At 74.0% G+C, this 15,863-nt stretch carries 14 protein-coding genes and 1 pseudogene; 10 read left to right on the top strand and 5 right to left on the bottom strand.

The window, feature by feature from the left end:
• Positions 1–16 precede the first annotated feature (16 nt).
• The 5 genes from ABD944_RS02010 to ABD944_RS01990 all read left to right on the top strand — a co-directional run bounded on the left by ABD944_RS02010 (position 17) and on the right by ABD944_RS01990 (position 5,462).
• Positions 17–1,336 carry an MFS transporter gene (locus tag ABD944_RS02010; protein ID WP_345171669.1) on the top strand — a complete coding sequence of 440 codons (1,320 nt, stop codon included), beginning with the start codon at positions 17–19 and terminating at the stop codon, positions 1,334–1,336.
• Positions 1,337–1,405: 69 nt separating this feature from the next.
• Positions 1,406–2,011, top strand: coding sequence for an RNA polymerase sigma factor (locus ABD944_RS02005; RefSeq protein ID WP_345171667.1), 606 nt, complete (start codon positions 1,406–1,408; stop codon positions 2,009–2,011).
• Positions 2,004–2,924: a CU044_5270 family protein gene (locus ABD944_RS02000; protein WP_345171665.1), complete on the top strand. Its 921-nt coding sequence runs from the start codon at positions 2,004–2,006 to the stop codon at positions 2,922–2,924. Before ABD944_RS02005 ends, ABD944_RS02000 begins: the two co-directional genes overlap by 8 nt.
• A 328-nt stretch (positions 2,925–3,252) precedes the next feature.
• A complete protein-coding gene (tuf, locus tag ABD944_RS01995) occupies positions 3,253–4,434 on the top strand; it encodes an elongation factor Tu (protein WP_345171663.1) in 1,182 nt (393 codons plus the stop codon).
• Positions 4,435–4,589: 155 nt separating this feature from the next.
• The gene (locus ABD944_RS01990) at positions 4,590–5,462 is read left to right on the top strand and encodes an endonuclease/exonuclease/phosphatase family protein (RefSeq protein ID WP_345171661.1); all 873 of its coding nucleotides are present in this window, start codon (positions 4,590–4,592) and stop codon (positions 5,460–5,462) included.
• 211 nt (positions 5,463–5,673) lie between these two features.
• Here ABD944_RS01990 and ABD944_RS01985 read toward each other — a convergent pair whose 3' ends face one another.
• From ABD944_RS01985 to ABD944_RS01975, 3 genes are all read right to left on the bottom strand, one after another.
• A complete protein-coding gene (locus tag ABD944_RS01985) occupies positions 5,674–7,230 on the bottom strand; it encodes a long-chain-fatty-acid--CoA ligase (RefSeq protein ID WP_345171660.1) in 1,557 nt (518 codons plus the stop codon).
• Between the two features lie 87 nt (positions 7,231–7,317).
• Complete coding sequence (locus ABD944_RS01980; RefSeq protein ID WP_345171658.1) at positions 7,318–7,488, bottom strand: hypothetical protein; 171 nt, start codon at positions 7,486–7,488, stop codon at positions 7,318–7,320.
• 51 nt (positions 7,489–7,539) lie between these two features.
• Positions 7,540–8,166, bottom strand: coding sequence for a hypothetical protein (locus ABD944_RS01975; protein ID WP_345171656.1), 627 nt, complete (start codon positions 8,164–8,166; stop codon positions 7,540–7,542).
• A 120-nt stretch (positions 8,167–8,286) separates the two neighbouring features.
• On the opposite strand from ABD944_RS01975, the gene ABD944_RS01970 reads away from it, so the two are divergent.
• A complete protein-coding gene (locus ABD944_RS01970; protein ID WP_345171654.1) occupies positions 8,287–9,003 on the top strand; it encodes a response regulator in 717 nt (238 codons plus the stop codon).
• Positions 9,000–10,109 carry a sensor histidine kinase gene (locus ABD944_RS01965; RefSeq protein ID WP_345171652.1) on the top strand — a complete coding sequence of 370 codons (1,110 nt, stop codon included), beginning with the start codon at positions 9,000–9,002 and terminating at the stop codon, positions 10,107–10,109. Before ABD944_RS01970 ends, ABD944_RS01965 begins: the two co-directional genes overlap by 4 nt.
• A gap of 357 nt (positions 10,110–10,466) precedes the next feature.
• On the opposite strand, the gene ABD944_RS01960 is transcribed toward ABD944_RS01965, so the two are convergent.
• Complete coding sequence (locus ABD944_RS01960) at positions 10,467–10,820, bottom strand: hypothetical protein (protein WP_345171650.1); 354 nt, start codon at positions 10,818–10,820, stop codon at positions 10,467–10,469.
• 220 nt (positions 10,821–11,040) lie between these two features.
• Between ABD944_RS01960 and ABD944_RS01955 the strand changes: the two genes are divergently transcribed.
• The 3 genes and pseudogenes from ABD944_RS01955 to mptB all read left to right on the top strand — a co-directional run.
• Entirely contained in the window at positions 11,041–11,376 is a 336-nt protein-coding gene (locus ABD944_RS01955; protein WP_179831569.1) for an STAS domain-containing protein, read from the top strand.
• A gap of 139 nt (positions 11,377–11,515) precedes the next feature.
• The gene (locus tag ABD944_RS01950) at positions 11,516–12,247 is read left to right on the top strand and encodes a glycosyltransferase family 2 protein (RefSeq protein ID WP_345171647.1); all 732 of its coding nucleotides are present in this window, start codon (positions 11,516–11,518) and stop codon (positions 12,245–12,247) included.
• Positions 12,244–13,080 (top strand): annotated as a pseudogene (gene mptB / locus ABD944_RS01945) (polyprenol phosphomannose-dependent alpha 1,6 mannosyltransferase MptB); the annotation flags it as partial. The gene ABD944_RS01950 and the pseudogene mptB, both read left to right, overlap by 4 nt.
• 529 nt (positions 13,081–13,609) lie before the next feature.
• Here the strand turns inward: mptB and ABD944_RS01940 are convergent.
• Positions 13,610–15,850: a hypothetical protein gene (locus tag ABD944_RS01940; RefSeq protein ID WP_345171645.1), complete on the bottom strand. Its 2,241-nt coding sequence runs from the start codon at positions 15,848–15,850 to the stop codon at positions 13,610–13,612.
• Between the last annotated feature and the right edge of the window lie 13 nt (positions 15,851–15,863).

Raw genomic sequence — 15,863 nt, 5'->3', positions numbered from 1 at the left:
ATGCCACCATTCGAGGGTGATCGGCAGGAACGCGGGGCTGCCCCTCCACCTCACCTCGGCGACGATGCTGCGCGTCTCCGCCGAGGGCGTCGCGACCGCGCTGGTCCTGACCGTCCAGGCGCGGACCGGCCACGCCGCCACCGCCGGGTACCTGCAGACCGCGATGACGCTGCCGTACGTGCTGAGCGGCCCCGTGATCGGGAACGCGCTGGACCGGGTGGCGCGCCCCCGCCGCGGCGCCGTCGCCCTCGCCGCCTGCTACGTCGCCGCGACCGGGCTGCTGCTGGTCCTCGCGGGACGCTCGCCGCTCGCCCTGGCGCTGGTCGTCGCCGCCGTGATCGGCTGCACCGAGCCCATCGTCGTCGCGCTGACCAGCCTGCTGCCCCGGTTCGTCCCGGCCGGCCGGCTCTCGCGCGCCTACGGGCTGGAGGCCTCCAGCTACAACCTCGCCGGGATCGCCGGCCCCGGCCTCGCCGCCGGCCTGGCCGCCCTGGCCGGCGGCCAGTACGCCGGAACCGCCGTCGTTGCGGTCGGCGTCCTCGGCCTCCTGACCCTCCCGTTCCTGCCCTTCCCCGGCCCGTCCGCGAGCGCCGACGCGGCCACGCCGGGCAGCGCGGCGGTGGAGGCCGCGGCCGACACCGGCGCGGTCGGCGGGCGGGCCGCGGCCGTCGAGACCGAGACGGGCGCGCGGACCCGGCCGCCGCCGGCCGGGGTCGGCTCAGTGATCACAGGCGGGCTGGTGGTGCTGGCTCAGGGCCGGGTGCTGCGGGGCCTGACCGTCGCGACGACCCTCGCGTGGATGGGCTTCGGCGGCGTCGCCGTCACGGCGGTCCTGCTCGCCGAGCACATCGGCGCGCCGCCCAGCGCGGGCGGGCGGCTCCTCGTGGCGATGGCGGTCGGCTCGCTGATCGGCTCCCTGGCGTCCAGCCGGTGGCTGACGCCCCGGCACGCCGAACCCGTCATGATCGCCGGACTCGTCGCGTTCGGCGCGTCGCTCGCCGCGCTCGCCGTCACGCCCTCCCTGCCGTGGGCGACGGCGGCGTTCGTCGCCGCGGGCGTCGCGGAGGGGCCGGTGTTCGCGGCCACGCTCATGCTGCGCCAGCGCGAGTCGCCCCCCGACCGGCTCGGGCAGGTCAACACCACGGCCGGCAGCCTCAAGATCGGCGCGTCCGCGGTCGGCGCCGCGCTGACCGCCGCGTCCGCCGACGCGATCGGCCCGGTCGGCCTGGTCCTCGCGATCGCCGGGTTCCAGATCGCCGGCGCCCTGCTCGGCTACCTCCTGCTCCGCGCGCCGGAACGCGAGACCCGCGCCGGCGTCGTCGAGGACGGCTCCTGAACCGGAGGGACCCGTACGCGGCCGCACGGGCAAGAGGGGGTGAAACGTCCACGACCGAGAGGCCCGCGCATGCCGACCACGAGCCGCTCCTCGCCCCCGCGGCCCGAGCCCGCCGCCGATGACGACCCCACCGACGCGTCCCTGATCGCCGCGTCCCGGACCGAGCCCGAGAGGTTCGCGGGCCTGTTCCGCCGGCACGCCCCGGAGATCATGCGGTACGCGGCGCGGCGCCTGGGCCGGGACGCCGCCGAGGACGTCGTCGCCGAGACCTTCCTCGTCGCCTTCGACCGCCGCCGCCGCTACGACGCGGCGCGTCCCGACGCGCGGCCGTGGCTCTACGGGATCGCGACCAACCTGATCCGCCGCCACCGCCGCGCCGAGGTGCGGGCCCTGCGCGCCCTCGCGCGCAACGGACTCGACCCGGTCACCGAGCCCTTCACGGACGCGGTCGAGGACCGCGTCCAGGCGGGCGCCCGGTCGCGGGCGGTCGCCGCGGCCATCGCCGGTCTGCCCGCGGCGCAGCGCGAAGTGCTGCTGCTGGTGACGTGGGCGGGGCTGACCTACGACGAGGTCGCCGAAGCCCTCGCCGTGCCCGCCGGGACGGTCCGGTCCCGCATGAACAGGATCCGCCGCAAGCTGCGCGAAGCCCTCGCCGAGGAGGACCACGATGGATGAGCTCAAGCTGGTGGAGCGGCTGCGCTCCGAGGTCCCCGCGGACATCGACGTGACCGGGGCCGAGAACCGCTGGCGGCGGCGGGCGTACGGCGGGCCCGTCCGGCGGCGGCGCCCGCTGCTGCTGTCCGGCGTCGCCGCCGCGGCCTGTGCGGGTGTGGTGGCCACGTTCCTCGCCGGTCACCGGGAACCCGGGCGGACGGCCGAGGTCGCCGCCGTCCTCGACCGGGCCGCCGACCGGGCGGCGGCCGCCCCGGCGCCCCGCGCCGACCAGATCGTCTACCAGGAGACCGTGACGCGGCGGCGGGTCGGCGGCACGGGCCGCTGGTACGAGGTCCGCACCCGGACCTGGCTGCCCGCCGGCGGCGCGGGGAGCGGCCTCGTCATCGAGAAGAACTCGGTCCGGCCGCGTCCGGGCGAGGAGCTCCCGCCGGACGGCGAGAGCGTGGTCGGCCCCTGCCCGGCGTCGCCGCCGATCGAGCGCCCCTACCTCGGAGCCCTGCCCACCGACACCGGCGCCCTGCTCGACCTCCTGGCGGACCAGGGCGAGGGCGACCGGGGCGACCGGCAGTGGGCGGCCGCGTCCGACCTGATCGACCGGCCCGCGCCGCCCCGGGTGCGCGCGGCGCTGTACCGCGCGATCGCCGAGATCCCCGGGGTCCGGCTGAGGGACGACGGTGTCGACGCCGCGGGACGCCACGGGGTCGCGGTCACCCGCACCCGGGACGGCGTCCGCGACGAGCTCGTCTTCGACCGGGCGAGCCACCGCTTCCTGGGCACCCGCGACGTCGTCGCGGGCAAGGGCGGCCCGTTCGGTGTGCCGGGCACCACGACCCAGTCCAGCGCCCTTCTGGACACCGCGATCGTCGACCGTGCCCCGCTCCCCGGCCCTGACGCGACCCCGTCCGGCTGCTGAACCCCGGCACCCGGTGACCGGCCCTGCCCCGACGGCGGGGCCGGCTGCCGTGAAGCATCGGAAAACCTGTCGACTTCCGCCGGAGGCGGCCGTAATGTCCGGGGCATGTTCCTCGCAGCCGGCACCCGGACGCTCGCAGGCATCGCCCTGCTGAGCGCGGTGCCGGCTGCCTTCTCGGCGGCAGCCGACGCGGTCGTCTTCGACGGCCTGCGAAGCTGACCCCTCTCCGTCCCACCCTCCGGAGAACCAGCGGAGGGGGGTCGTCACCGGACCGGCGCCCGAGTGCGCGCGGTCGGTTCTCACCGGATCCACCAGTGAGGACGAGACGATGGCCAAGCAGCTCTACGAGCGCGACAAGCCGCACCTGAACATCGGCACGATGGGGCACGTCGACCACGGCAAGACCACGCTGACCGCGGCGATCACCAAGGTGCTCGCCGACCGCGGGCTGGCGTCCCCGGTGCCGTTCGACCGCATCGACCGCGCGCCCGAGGAGCGCGACCGGGGCATCACCATCAACGTCGCGCACGTCGAGTACGCGACCGCGACCCGGCACTACGCCCACGTCGACATGCCCGGCCACGCCGACTACGTGAAGAACATGATCTCCGGTGCCGCCCAGGTGGACGGGGCCGTGCTGGTCGTGTCCGTCCAGGACGGCGCCATGCCGCAGACGCGCGAGCACGTCGTGCTGGCGCGGCAGGTCGGCGTCGGGCACATCGTGGTGGCGCTGAACAAGGCCGACATGGTCGAGGACACCGAACTCCTCGACCTCGTCGAGCTGGAGGTCAGGGAGTTGCTCACCGAGTACGGCTTCCCGGGCGAGGAGGTCCCGATCGTGCGCGTGTCCGGGCTCCGGGCGCTGGAGGGCGACCCGTACTGGACGGCCCGGATCGTCGACCTGCTCGACGCGATCGATGCGTACGTGCCCGTGCCGCGCAGGGCGCTCGACGAGCCGTTCCTGATGCCGGTCGAGAGCGTGTTCACGATCACCGGCCGCGGCACCGTCGTGACCGGCGTCGTGGCGCAGGGCGCGATACGGAGCGGGGACGCGGTCGAGGTCGTCGGGCTCGGCGACACGTTCGGCTCCGTCGCGACGGGGCTGGAGACGTTCGGGCGGACGATGGAGTACGCCGAGGCGGGCGACAACACCGCCATGCTGCTGCGCGGCGTCAAGCGGGACCAGGTGCGGCGCGGCCAGGTGGTCAGCGCGCCGGGCGCGATCCGCCCGCACCTGCGGTTCCGGGCCCTGGTCCGGGTGCTCGCCGCCGACGAGGGCGGGCGGAGCAGGCCGTTCCTCCACGGCTACCGGCCGCACTTCCACTTCCGCACCACGGACGTGGTCGGCGCCGTGGACCTCGGCGAGGGCGGCATGGCGCTGCCCGGCGACTCGGTCGAGATGGCCGTCGAGCTGGGCAAGCCGGTCGCGATGACCGAGGGGCTCGGCTTCGCCGTCCGCGAGGGCGGCCGGACGGTCGGCGCGGGCACCGTCACCGCGCTGCTCGACTAGCGGCAGAGGGGCCCCGGCACTCGCCGGGGCCCCTAACCTTGATCGGGCAGCCCCCGGCCTCCCGCCACCGAGTGGTCGCGAACGGCTGGCGGATGCGATCTTGATGTGGTGAGATTCCGACATCACCCCCGCAGATCCCCCCGTCTGGAGCACGTGTGCGATCCCCCCGCGCCCTGATTCCCCTGCTCTCGGTCTGTGCGGCCGCCGCGGTCGTGACCGCCGCCGCCACCGGAGCCAGCATCGAGGGCCTGCCGGGCGGGGGTGGTCCCGCCCACGCCGACGGGGCCGCACCCCGCCCCGCCGCCGTGACGATCAACGCGGTGAGCTGGAACGTCTGCGGCGGCTCCGACTGCCCCACCGGCACCGCGCCCGCCAAGCTCACCAAGGAGATCGTCCAGCGGATGCGGGAGACCGAGGTCGGCGGGCGCACGGTGCGCCCCAACGCCGCCCTGCTCCAGGAGGTCTGCGAGGGTCAGGTCCGCTCGTTCAAGACGTCCCTGCCCAGGTGGAGCTGGGCGTTCGCGCCCGGCGACGGGACGTGCGCGGCCGGGCAGGGCCGCGCCGGCGTCGCCATCGGCACCGACGCCCCGCTCACCGCGCAGCGGCAGGTCAAGCTGCCCGCGTCCGACGGAGTCAGCCGCATCGCCCTGTGCGGCGAGGTCCCGTCCTGGACGACCCGCGTCTGCGTCACCCAGTTCAGCGCCGCTGAGAGCGGCCAGTGGCGCCGCAAGGAGGCCGGCGCCCTCGCCACCCTCGCGGGCACGGACCGCGTTCTCGTCGGCGGCGACCTCGCCGACGTCCCGGAGAGCACGGCCCTCGACCCCCTCTACGCCGCCTACGACGAGTGCGACCAGACCGGGGCATCCAGGGCGGGGGCGAACACGCGGCAGAACTGGCAGGGCACCGCGCTGGACAAGACCGACTACCTGTTCATCGGCAAGTCGGCCGCCGTCTCCTGCAGCGTCCCGGCGGCCCCCGTCAAGGCCTCGGACCACCGCCCTCTCTCCGCAGTCGTGCGATACCAGTAGCCCCGCACGATCACAGCGACAACCTCAGCTTGCGCAGCAACCACGTAACAAGCTGAGGAACCGCGATCGCGTCCGAAGGCAGGTTCGAGCGAAGCGAGAACCTGATCGCGCAGCGAGCCGCCAAGGCGAGACGGAGCGATGCCAGCGATCGCCCGCTTTTATCGACGATGGAGGGCCGCCAGGCCCGAAGGAGGAGATAGAAGCAATAAATTCAGTGCACTCCGCGGTCGGCGTTCTGCCAGTAGGGGGCGCGGAGGTCGCGCTTGAGGATCTTGCCGGTGGGGTTGCGGGGGATCGCCTCGCGGCGCTCGACCGAGGTGGGGCACTTGAAGTGGGCCAGGCGCTCGCGGCAGTAGTCGATGATCTCCTGGCCGGAGACGTCCTCGGCCGCCACCACGATCGCCTTCGGCGTCTCGCCCCAGCGCTCGTCGGGGACGCCGATGACCGCGCAGTCGCTGACGGCGGGGTGGCCCATCAGGACGTTCTCCACCTCGGCGGGGTAGATGTTCTCCCCGCCGGAAATGATCATGTCCTTGACGCGGTCGTGGATGTAGAGGTAGCCGTCCTCGTCGAGGTAGCCGGCGTCGCCCGTCCGGAACCAGTTGTCCTCCGACAGCGCGCTCGCCGTCGCGTCCGGCATGCCCCAGTAGCCCTTCATGTTCTGCGGCGTCCGGCAGATGATCTCGCCCACCTGCCCGGTCGGCAGCTCGTCCCCGGTGGCCGGGTCCACGATCCGGAGCTCGGTGTTGTCGTTCGGGAGGCCGGCGCTGCGCAGCCGGTGCGCGTTCGGGCCGTCCGGGTCGTGGTCCTCGGGCGGCAGGGAGGTGATCGCGCCGGTGACCTCCGTCAGGCCGTACACCTGCCGGAAGTCGGTGGTCGGCAGCATCGCCATGGCGGTGCGCAGGACGTCCTCGCTGATCGGGGACGCGCCGTACAGCATGAGCCGCAGGCTGGACATGTCGGCGGCCGTGACCTCGGGGATCAGCGGCATGAACTGGAGCAGCACCGGGACGAGGAAGATGTGCGTGACGCGGTGCCGCTCGATGCCCCGCGCGATCGCCGTCGGGTCGGGCTCGCGCGTGACGACCCCGGTGAGGCCGTTGTAGACGGCGGAGACGGTGAGCACGTTGCCGGCCACGTGGTACATCGGCATCGCGATCATCAGCACGGACGACGCGTCGATGTCCCACACGTCGTTGGTCACCGCGAGCGCCGACAGGAAGTTGTCGTGCGTCAGCATGACGCCCTTGGGCAGGCCCGTCGTGCCGGACGAGTAGAGCTGGACGAACACGTCCCCGCTGTCGGGCTCGTACGCCGGGGGCTCGGCGGGGGCCGCGTCGATCCAGGCGGCGTAGTCCTGGTGGGCGTGGCCGGCGCCGGAGACGACGACCGTCAGGTCGGTGTGCTCGAGCTTGCCGGCGATCGCGTCCAGGACGGGGAGGAACTCGGGGCCGACGACGAAGACCTTCGCCTGGGCGTTGTTGACGATGTAGGCGACCTCGTCGGGCGCCAGCCGGTAGTTCACCGGGACCTGCGCGGCGCCGATCCGGGTCGCGCCGAAGAGCAGCTCGGCGTATTCGAGGGAGTTCTTGTCGAGGACCGCGACCCGGTCGCCGGGGCCGAGCCCGGCGGCGGCGAGCGCCGCGGCCACCCGGTCGACGCGCCGGTCGAAGTCGCCGTAGGAGATCTCGGTGTCGCCCGCGATGTACGCGACACGGTCGGGATAGGCGAGCGCTCGTTCGCGCAGCACTCCGTCAAGACCTGGCACGAGGGTCTCCTTCGCCGATGACCGCCTGGTTATTCCGGCATCATGCGGTCACCGGCGACATCGCGGCAAGGGGATCGGGCCGCTCGCCTAGCGGCTTTTCGACAACTTGGAGACCGCGGTCACGGCGAGTACCACCGCGACGGCGACGAGTCCGATGAAGAAGAAGAACTTCAGCATCGAGAAGATCGCGCCGATGACGGTGACCACCAGCCACACCGCGAGGACCACACCGAGGACGGTCAGGATCGTCTTACCCATGGCTCCACCGTATGCGCTCGCTCCCCGGGGGTCATCAGCCTCGGGAACGACCTAGGCACCGCCGTGCGGCGGAGGAGGACCCTGAGGACCCCCGGGGACCGGACCCTGACCCGGGCCGGGGAAAGGCTGCTGGTAGGACGGCGGCTGCATGGGTTGGCCGGGGAACGGCGCCCCGCCCGGCATCGGCGGCCCGCCGGGGGCGCCCGCGTTCCAGGGCTGGGACGCGCCGCCGGTCTTGGCCGTCAGCACGCGCAGCCCCGCGAGCCCCGCCGCCACCACCAGCGCCAGGAGCTCGTACGCCTGGTACCGCCCGAAGGCGGGCTTCAGCAGCGCCGTGACGAAGTGGCCGCTCGGCAGCCCCTGATCGGACAGCACGACGCCGAGGAACACGCCCATCCGTCCGCCGACCTCCATCGCCACGTACGCCGACAGCCCTGCCGCGATCGGCGCCAGCGGCCCGCGGGGCCGCGTCAGCAGGACGGCCGCGCCGACCACCACCCCGGCGAACAGGCACGCGATCAGGAAGTAGGCCGGGGACGTGCGGAACCCCAGCATGGCCGGCGACGCGTACGACCGCACGGTCATGAACAGCGCGGCGACGCCGGTGGCGACCGCGCCCCCGACCAGGATCAGGGCGATGACCCCGCCGTTGGAGGTCGCGGAGCGATTCTGCGGCATCGCGCCATTAAAGCGATGTTCGTCCGATTTCGCAGGCCGCCCAGGTGAAAGCATGATCGACTCCTTACGGGGTGGTGACGTGCCGGACGGGTCCCGCGGCGGGGGCCCTAACTTTGAGGGGTGAACAGCGCCCCCCATGCCGGACGCGTCCTGGTGGTCGACGACGACCCGACGGTCGCCGAGGTCGTCGCCCGCTACCTGGCCCGCGACGGACACGAGGTCGTGTGCGTCGCCGACGGCCGGACCGCCCTGCGCAGGGCCCTCGACGAGCCCCCGGACCTCGTCGTCCTCGACCTCATGCTGCCCGGGATGGACGGCCTGGAGGTGTGCCGGCGGCTCCGCGAGACCTCGACCGTCCCGATCGTGATGCTGACGGCGCTCGGCACGGAGACCGACCGGCTCGTCGGGCTGGAGATCGGCGCCGACGACTACGTCACGAAGCCGTTCAGCCCCCGCGAGCTGGCGCTGCGCGTCCGCTCGGTGCTGCGGCGGGCGCGGGGCGCGCTCGTCCCGACCGGCCCGTCCGGCCCGCTCCGCGACGGCGGCCTCGTCGTGGACGTCGGCGCGCACGAGGCGGAACTGCGCGGCGAGCGGCTCGCGCTCACCTCCCGCGAGTTCGACCTGCTGGCGTTCCTGCTGCGCCATCCGCGGCAGGCCTTCACCCGCGACGAGCTGCTCGAACGCGTCTGGGACTGGACGTTCGGCGACTCCTCCACGGTGACCGTCCACGTCCGGCGGCTGCGCGAGAAGATCGAGGACGACCCGACCGCGCCGCGCCGCATCGTCACCGTGTGGGGCGTCGGCTACCGCTACGAGCCCGCGGAGACCGGCCGATGATCCCGTTCGAGGACCTGCTCTGGGTGGTCTTCTACGCGGCGCTGGCCGCGTTCGCCGTCGCGGCGGTCGCCCTCGCCGCGCTGCACGCGCTGCGCGCCCGCTCGGTCGCCACGCAGCTGGTCGTCGTCGGCGCCGCCACGGTGCTGGCGACCATCTCCGGCATCCTCGTGATCTCGTTCATGATGCTGCTGAACGACCACGACCGCTCGGTGGTGCTCGCCGTCGTGACCTCCGCCGGACTGGTCGCGATGGCGGTGTCGGTCCTGCTCGGCCGCCGTCTGGTGGCCGCGAACCGGACCCTGGTCGAGGCCGTCCGCGCGGACCGCTTCCGTCCCCCCTCGGCGCACCTTCCGGCCGAACTGGCGGAGCTGTCCCGCGAGCTGGAGGCCGCCTACGACCGGCTGGCCGCCGCGCACGAGCGCGAGAAGGCCCTGGAGGCGAGCCGCCGCGAGCTGGTCGCCTGGGTGAGCCACGACCTGCGCACCCCGCTGGCCGGGCTCCGTGCGATGGCCGAGGCCCTGGAGGACGAGGTCGTCGCCGACGAGGAGACGACCCGCCGCTACCACGGCCGCATCCGCGTCGAGGTGGAACGGCTCACCGAGATGGTGGACGACCTGTTCGAGCTGTCCCGCATCCACGCGGGCGCCCTGCGCCTGTCCCGCGAGCGCGTCGGCCTCGCGGACCTGGTCGCCGAGGCGGTCGCCGGCACCGAGGCGCTGGCCCGCGCCAAGGGCGTCCGGCTGCGCGGCGAGGTCCGGGAGGGGCTGCCCGTCCAGGTGGACGCGGGAGAGCTCGGCCGTGCGCTGCGCAACCTCGTCGTGAACGCGATCCGGCACACCCCGGGCGACGGCGCGGTGGAGATCACCGGCGAGGTCCGCGGCGGCGAGGCCCGGGTGACGGTGGCCGACGCCTGCGGCGGCATCCCGGAAGGCGACCTGCCGCGCGTGTTCGACGTCGCGTTCCGCGGCGAGGCCGCCCGGACCCCGGGCGGCGGCGCCGGCCTCGGCCTCGCCATCGCCCGCGGCATCGTCGAGGCCCACGCGGGCGAGATCGGCGTCGCCAACACCGGCCCCGGCTGCCGCTTCGAAGTCCGCCTTCCGTGTTAGCTTGCTTTTATCTTCTCCTTCGGGCCTGGCGGCCCTCCATCGGCGATAAAAGCGGGCGATCGCTGGCATCGCTTCGTCTCGCCTTGCGGCTCGCTGCGCGATCAGATTCTTGCTTCGCTCGAATCTGCCTTTGGACGCGATCGCGACTTCTCAGGTTGTTGGGTGGTTGCTCCCAAGGCCGCGGTTGGCGTAGTAGACGGCATTTGTCGCTGTCGGCTCTCCGCCGCCCTGACACTCGGGGCGATTGCTCGCTTCGCTTCGCTTTGGCTCGCCTTGCGGGATCGGGTTCGCTGGGAACTGCCTTTGGGCGCGATCGCAAGCATTGAGGTGTTGCGTGGGTTCGCGCGTCCGGGTGGGTCAGGGGTCCAGGGCCTCGGTGACGGTGCGGTAGGTGGCGCAGGGCCAGCGGGACATGCAGGCGCGGCAGCGGCGGATGGGGCGGTCGGGGTCGCTGGTGATGCCGCCGGCCTCCTGCGGGCGGTGCAGGTCGACCAGGCGCAGGGTGAGGTCGGCGAAGGCGATGACCTCCTCGCGGGCGCCGGCGAGGAAGGCGAGGTCCTCGCGGGACAGACGCGTCCGGACCGGGACGAAGCCGTCCTTGTTCACCAAGCGGAACAGGACCTGGGTGGACGTTCGCCACGTGCTGGACTTCGCCGCCCGCGCCCGGATCGTCTCCAGGCGCTCGCGCAGTCGACCATGCCGCTGTTGCACCCGTTCAGGTTCCCCTACTCCGGACGATCGTGCGGGAAGAACCCGCGATATCGGCGGACCGGATCGGCGCCTCGGAACGCTGAAATCGTTACATTACGGTGCGTAGTACTCAAAGCGTGCGGGACTGGCAAGGCGGCGACACGCCCCGGAAACACCCACGGCGCAGGGGACTTGGCGAACCGCCTGGCTCCCGGGCCGTTCGCGAGATAGTGTGCCGGACGTGGAGCTAAACGTCTCGACCGCGTCTCAGGGGGGTCACGCCGTTGTCACGGCGACCGGTGAGCTCGACCTGTACACCGCGCCACGGTTGCAGGCGGCCCTCGCGGGCCTGCTGCGCGACCAGGCCGACCACATCGTGGTCGACATGAGCGGCGTGGAGTTCTGCGACTCGACGGGCATGAACGTGCTGCTCTCGGCCATGAAGCGGCTGAAGGAGCAGGGCGGCGCGCTGGAACTGGCCGCGCCGCGCCCCGCCGTGAAGCGGATCCTGCAGGTGACCGGGCTCGACACCGTCTTCACCGTGACGGAGGCGGCGCCGGTCCTGGACGCCGGCTGACCTTTCCGGCCCGTCGTCCTCGACCGCCGGCGCCGCGGGTGAACCCCGCGGGTCGCCGACCTGTCCGGCGGGTAATGGCTTGGTCCGTTACCTCGTGCCCTGCGGCACCGCGCGCCCGTCCCCGACTACGATCGCGGTTATGCAGGACGTAGCGGTATGCATCCCGGCCAAGGACGAAGCCGACCGCATCGCGGCCACGGTCAAGGCCGCCCAGGAGCTTCCCGGGGCCGACCTGGTCGTGGTGATCGACGACGGCTCCTCCGACGGCACCGGGCGGGTGGCCCGCGAGGCCGGGGCACGGGTCGTGCGGCACAGCCGGAACCGGGGCAAGGGCGCCGCGATGGAGAGCGGGGCCGAGGCCGTCCGGCTGCTGGACGAGGGCCGCGACCAGCCCCGCCACCTGCTGTTCCTGGACGCCGACCTCGCCGAGACCGCGCGCGAGGCCGCGCCGCTGGTCGAGCCGGTCAGGTCCGGTGAGGCCGACATGACGATCGCCGTGTTCACCACGACCGTGAAGCTCGGCGGGCACGGGTTCGTGGTCCGGCTGTCGCGCGACGGGATCCGCCGCGCCACCGGCTGGGAGGCCACCGCGCCCCTGAACGGGCAGCGCTGCCTGACCCGCGCCGCGTTCGACGCCGCGCTCCCGCTCGCCGCCGGGTTCGGGGTCGAGACCGCGCTCACCATCGACCTGCTGCGTGCCGGGTTCCGGGTGACGGAGGTGGAGGTGCCGCTCGCGCACCGCGCCACCGGCACCGACTGGCGCTCCCAGATGCACCGCGCCAGGCAGTTCCGGGACGTGGCGCGAGCGCTCGCCGCGCGCGAACCAGCGGTGGCCAGAGGGCTCGACCGCCTGCGCGGCAGCCGCCCGTGACCCGTCTCGGCACGGGCGGGCTGTGGGGGATCGGAGCCGGCGTCGCCTGCTTCGCCGCCACCGCGCTGCTCGGGCCGTCGGTGTTCGAGCCGGAGCTGGAGGGGCCGCGCTCGGAGCCGCCGTACGCGCTGGACGTCCACCCGTCGCCGTACCTGGTGATCGGCCTCGTCGTCGCGGGGATCGTCGTGAGCGCGCTGGGGCTCGGCCTGTGCTTCGCCGCCGTCCGCAGGGGCTGGCGCGTGCGGGCCCTGCCGCTGGTCGCCGCGGGCCTGCTGGCGGCGGTCGCGTTCATGTTCATGCCGCCGGTCGGGTCCACCGACCACCTGAACTACGCCTCCTACGGGCGGATGGCCGCGACGGGGCACGACCCGTACCGCACGAGCGCCGTCGACCTGCCGAAGGACCCGGTCGCCGGGGCGCCCGAGGAGTGGCGGACGACGCCGTCGGTGTACGGGCCGGTCGCCACGGGCGGGCAGGCGTTCGCCGCGTGGATCGGCAGCGGTTCGGTGCGGCTGACCGTCTTCGTCCTGTCGGTGCTGAACGTGCTCGCGTTCGCGGTGACGGCCCTCGTCCTCTACCGGATGTCCCGGACGGAGGAGCGGCGGCTCCGCACGGCGCTGCTGTGGACGTGCAACCCGCTCGTGCTGTTCCACCTGGTGGCGGGGGCGCACAACGACGTCCTCGCGATCGCGCCGATGGTGGCCGCGCTCGCCGTCTTCGGCGGCGCGGCCGCGGGCCGGGCGGGCTGGGCGCGCTCCCTGGCGGCCGGGGCGCTCGCCGGGCTCGGGACGGCGATCAAGCTGCCCGCCGCGCTCGTCGCCGGAGGGCCCGCCTGGGTTCTGCTGCGCCGCACCCGGACGGAACGCCGCACGTGGCCGATCGGCCATCTGGCCGCGCTGCTCGGCGGGGCCGCGGCCGTCACGGCGCTGTCCTACGCCCTCGCCGGGCCGCACGCCCTCGACCAGGTCCGCGAGGCCAGCAACATGGTCTCCTTCGCGACCCCCTGGCACCTGCTGGACGAGTCGCTCGGCCGCGGCTCGCAGCGCGAGGTCATCAAGCTGGGCGCGATGCTGCTCGGCCTGGCGCTGCTCGTGCTGCTCGCCCGGGCCCTGCCCAGGGAGGACCCCCTCGTCCCCGGCGGGGAGGAGCGCCGCGTCGCCGCCGCGATCGCCCTCGCGTGGCTCCTGGCCGCGCCCTACGCGCTGCCCTGGTACGACGGGTTCGGGTGGGCGCTGCTGGCGCTGCTGCCCTGGACGCGGATCGACTGGATCCTGCTCGCCCACACCACCGCGCTCAGCCTCGCCTACCTGCCGGCCCGCGCGCCCGCCCGCATCCGGCTGCCGGACGACCTGGAGTGGCTGTTCACCGTCGTTCGGCCGACCGTGGTCCCGTGGACGCTTCTGGCGATCCTGACGGCTCTGGTGGCGGCGTGTCTGCGTTCCTCAGGTCGAGCTCCAGCGCCCGGAGCCCCGCGGCGAGCATCAGCGGGGTCGCCAGGCTGAACGCCACCGACAGGATCACCACGCCCGAGTCGTTCACCAGCGTGCCGATGACGCCGACCGCGAGCGCGCAGATCACCGCCGGGCGCATCGTGAGGCTCTTCTCGTAGGCGCCCTGCAGCAGCGACACCCGCCACCGCGTGGGCCGCGCCAGGACGAAGAACAGGAAGACGACGGCGGCGGCCAGCGCGAGCGTGTACGGCCAGTACCCGAGGCTGTTCAGCATCGCGTCGAACTTGCGGGTGACGACGTCCCACGCGTCCCCGGCCACGAGGTCCTGCCAGAACCGGCCGAGATGGGTCGGGTTGGCCGACTGGGCGTTGACGTAGGAGATGGCCAGCACGAGGACCATGCCGGCCAGGAAGAACAGGCCGAGCTTGAGCGCCGATATGCGCTTGCCCGCGACCATCAGGCCGAGCATCGCGAACGCCGGGACGATCGCCAGCACGCCGCCGAAGTCGCTGCCGAACGCGGGCAGGCCGTCCACCGCGACCGTGAACGCGCCGATCACCGCCACGATCGCGACGGCGAGCGCCCGGTTGCCCCGGCGCAGCGGGTACTCCGTCAGCCACGCCGCCGTCAGGATCGCGGCGACGGCGAACAGTGAGAACGCCTGGTTGCCGAAGCCGTAGAACCGTCCGGCGACGAGGGCGGTGTAGCCCATCAGCGTGTTGAGCTGGAGGGAGGAGCCCGTCATCACGTCCAGCGCGAGGACGAGCGCCGTCACCCCCGTGATCACCAGGCCGGGGACGACGGTGGAGCGGCGCCACGGCCCGGCGAGCGCCACGCCCGTCAGCAGCCCGGCGAAGCCCAGCACGGTGCAGATCAGGACGGGCGTCGGGTGCTCGGCCCGCCACCACGGCAGCAGCCCGGCGAGGAAGGACGCGCCGGGCGCCGCGCCGCCGAGCAGCGCCGTCACCCGGGTGCCGCCGAGGATCCGCGCCCGCGAGCGGCGGTCGCCGCCGAGGCGCCGCAGCGCGACCACCGCGATCCCGTACAGGACGAGCTGCACCGCGAACAGCACCCAGTAGAACGACGTCTGGACGGCCCGGATCGCCTGCGCCGCGACGTCCTCGTCCATGAGCGCGTCGACCCGCTCGTGCGTGGACGACGTGGACGGCTGCGACCGCCACGCGGACCCGACGGCCTCCTTGGGCTGCTTCACCCCGAGCAGCTTCATCGTCGTCGCGGTGAGGTCGGTCAGCGTGACCAGCCCGTCCTGGCGGGTGGCGCTGGAGGTCATGTAGCCGGGCCCGTAGGCGGGGCCCTTGGCGACGGCCACGCGCAGGTGCGGGTTGACGCCGGTGTCGGACAGGCCCGCGACCAGGACGGTCGTCCCCTCGGGGAGCCCCGCCACGACCTGCGCGACCCGGCGGTCGGCGGCCTTCGCGGCGGCGGCGCGGACCTCGTCCGACAGCGGGACCTGGTCGCCGTGCGGGTCGACGCCCGCGGTGATGTAGGCGCGGAAGAGGTCGTCGACGTCGACCGCGGCGAGGGGGCAGCGCGCCCAGTCGGCGGCGGTGGCCTTGTCGGGCGAGGCGACGTACCGGTCGACCCGGCCGGCGCCGTCGGCGGCGCCGAACACCGCGCCGGGCCCGACGGCCGTCGTGCAGCCGCCCGCCCGGTGGACCTCGTCGCCGAGCAGCCCGATCCGCGCGTGGTAGTTGGTGCCGGCGTTGTCGCTCTTGATCGTGGGCCAGCCGGCGGCGACGGCCCCGCCGGCGGGCGGCGGGCCGGCGGGGGAGGCCTGGCCGGGCAGGACCGGCGTGGACGGCAGCGCGCAGTCGCCGTGCGGGAGCCGCGACCGCTGCCCCGCCGACAGCGTCAGCCAGCCGTCGGTCGGGCAGGTGATGACGCGGGTGGTGCGGACGCTGAGGCCCGCGGCGGAGCCCTGCGCGGTCAGCCCCCACAGCGCGGGCGTGTTCTCGCGGGTGACGTCGCTCCACATCAGCGCGGGCACCCCGATGATCACCACGCGGCCGGTGACGGCCCGCTCGGCGGGGGCCGAGGGGGAGGCGTGCGCCGCCGCGGGCCCGAGGACCGCCGCGAGCGCCGCCGCGAGGGCCGCGAGGAACATGGCGATCTTCGTTCCCCGGGACGTCATGGCGTTCAGGTTA

Source organism: Actinomadura verrucosospora (assembly GCF_039540335.1).
GTDB lineage: Bacteria > Actinomycetota > Actinomycetes > Streptosporangiales > Streptosporangiaceae > Spirillospora > Spirillospora verrucosospora.
The sequence above is the reverse complement of the archived record's forward strand: the minus strand, read 5'-3'. Positions and strand labels throughout refer to the sequence as shown.

What these genes read in the sequence shown, in the direction of transcription:
- ABD944_RS02005 (WP_345171667.1), top strand. Translation starts at nt 1,406, where the DNA reads ATGCCGACCACGAGCCGCTCCTCGCCCCCGCGGCCCGAGCCCGCCGCC.
- ABD944_RS02000 (WP_345171665.1), top strand. Translation starts at nt 2,004, where the DNA reads ATGGATGAGCTCAAGCTGGTGGAGCGGCTGCGCTCCGAGGTCCCCGCG.
- tuf (WP_345171663.1), top strand. Translation starts at nt 3,253, where the DNA reads ATGGCCAAGCAGCTCTACGAGCGCGACAAGCCGCACCTGAACATCGGC.
- ABD944_RS01980 (WP_345171658.1), bottom strand. Translation starts at nt 7,488, where the DNA reads ATGGGTAAGACGATCCTGACCGTCCTCGGTGTGGTCCTCGCGGTGTGG.
- ABD944_RS01975 (WP_345171656.1), bottom strand. Translation starts at nt 8,166, where the DNA reads ATGCCGCAGAATCGCTCCGCGACCTCCAACGGCGGGGTCATCGCCCTG.
- ABD944_RS01965 (WP_345171652.1), top strand. Translation starts at nt 9,000, where the DNA reads ATGATCCCGTTCGAGGACCTGCTCTGGGTGGTCTTCTACGCGGCGCTG.
- ABD944_RS01950 (WP_345171647.1), top strand. Translation starts at nt 11,516, where the DNA reads ATGCAGGACGTAGCGGTATGCATCCCGGCCAAGGACGAAGCCGACCGC.
- ABD944_RS01940 (WP_345171645.1), bottom strand. Translation starts at nt 15,850, where the DNA reads ATGACGTCCCGGGGAACGAAGATCGCCATGTTCCTCGCGGCCCTCGCG.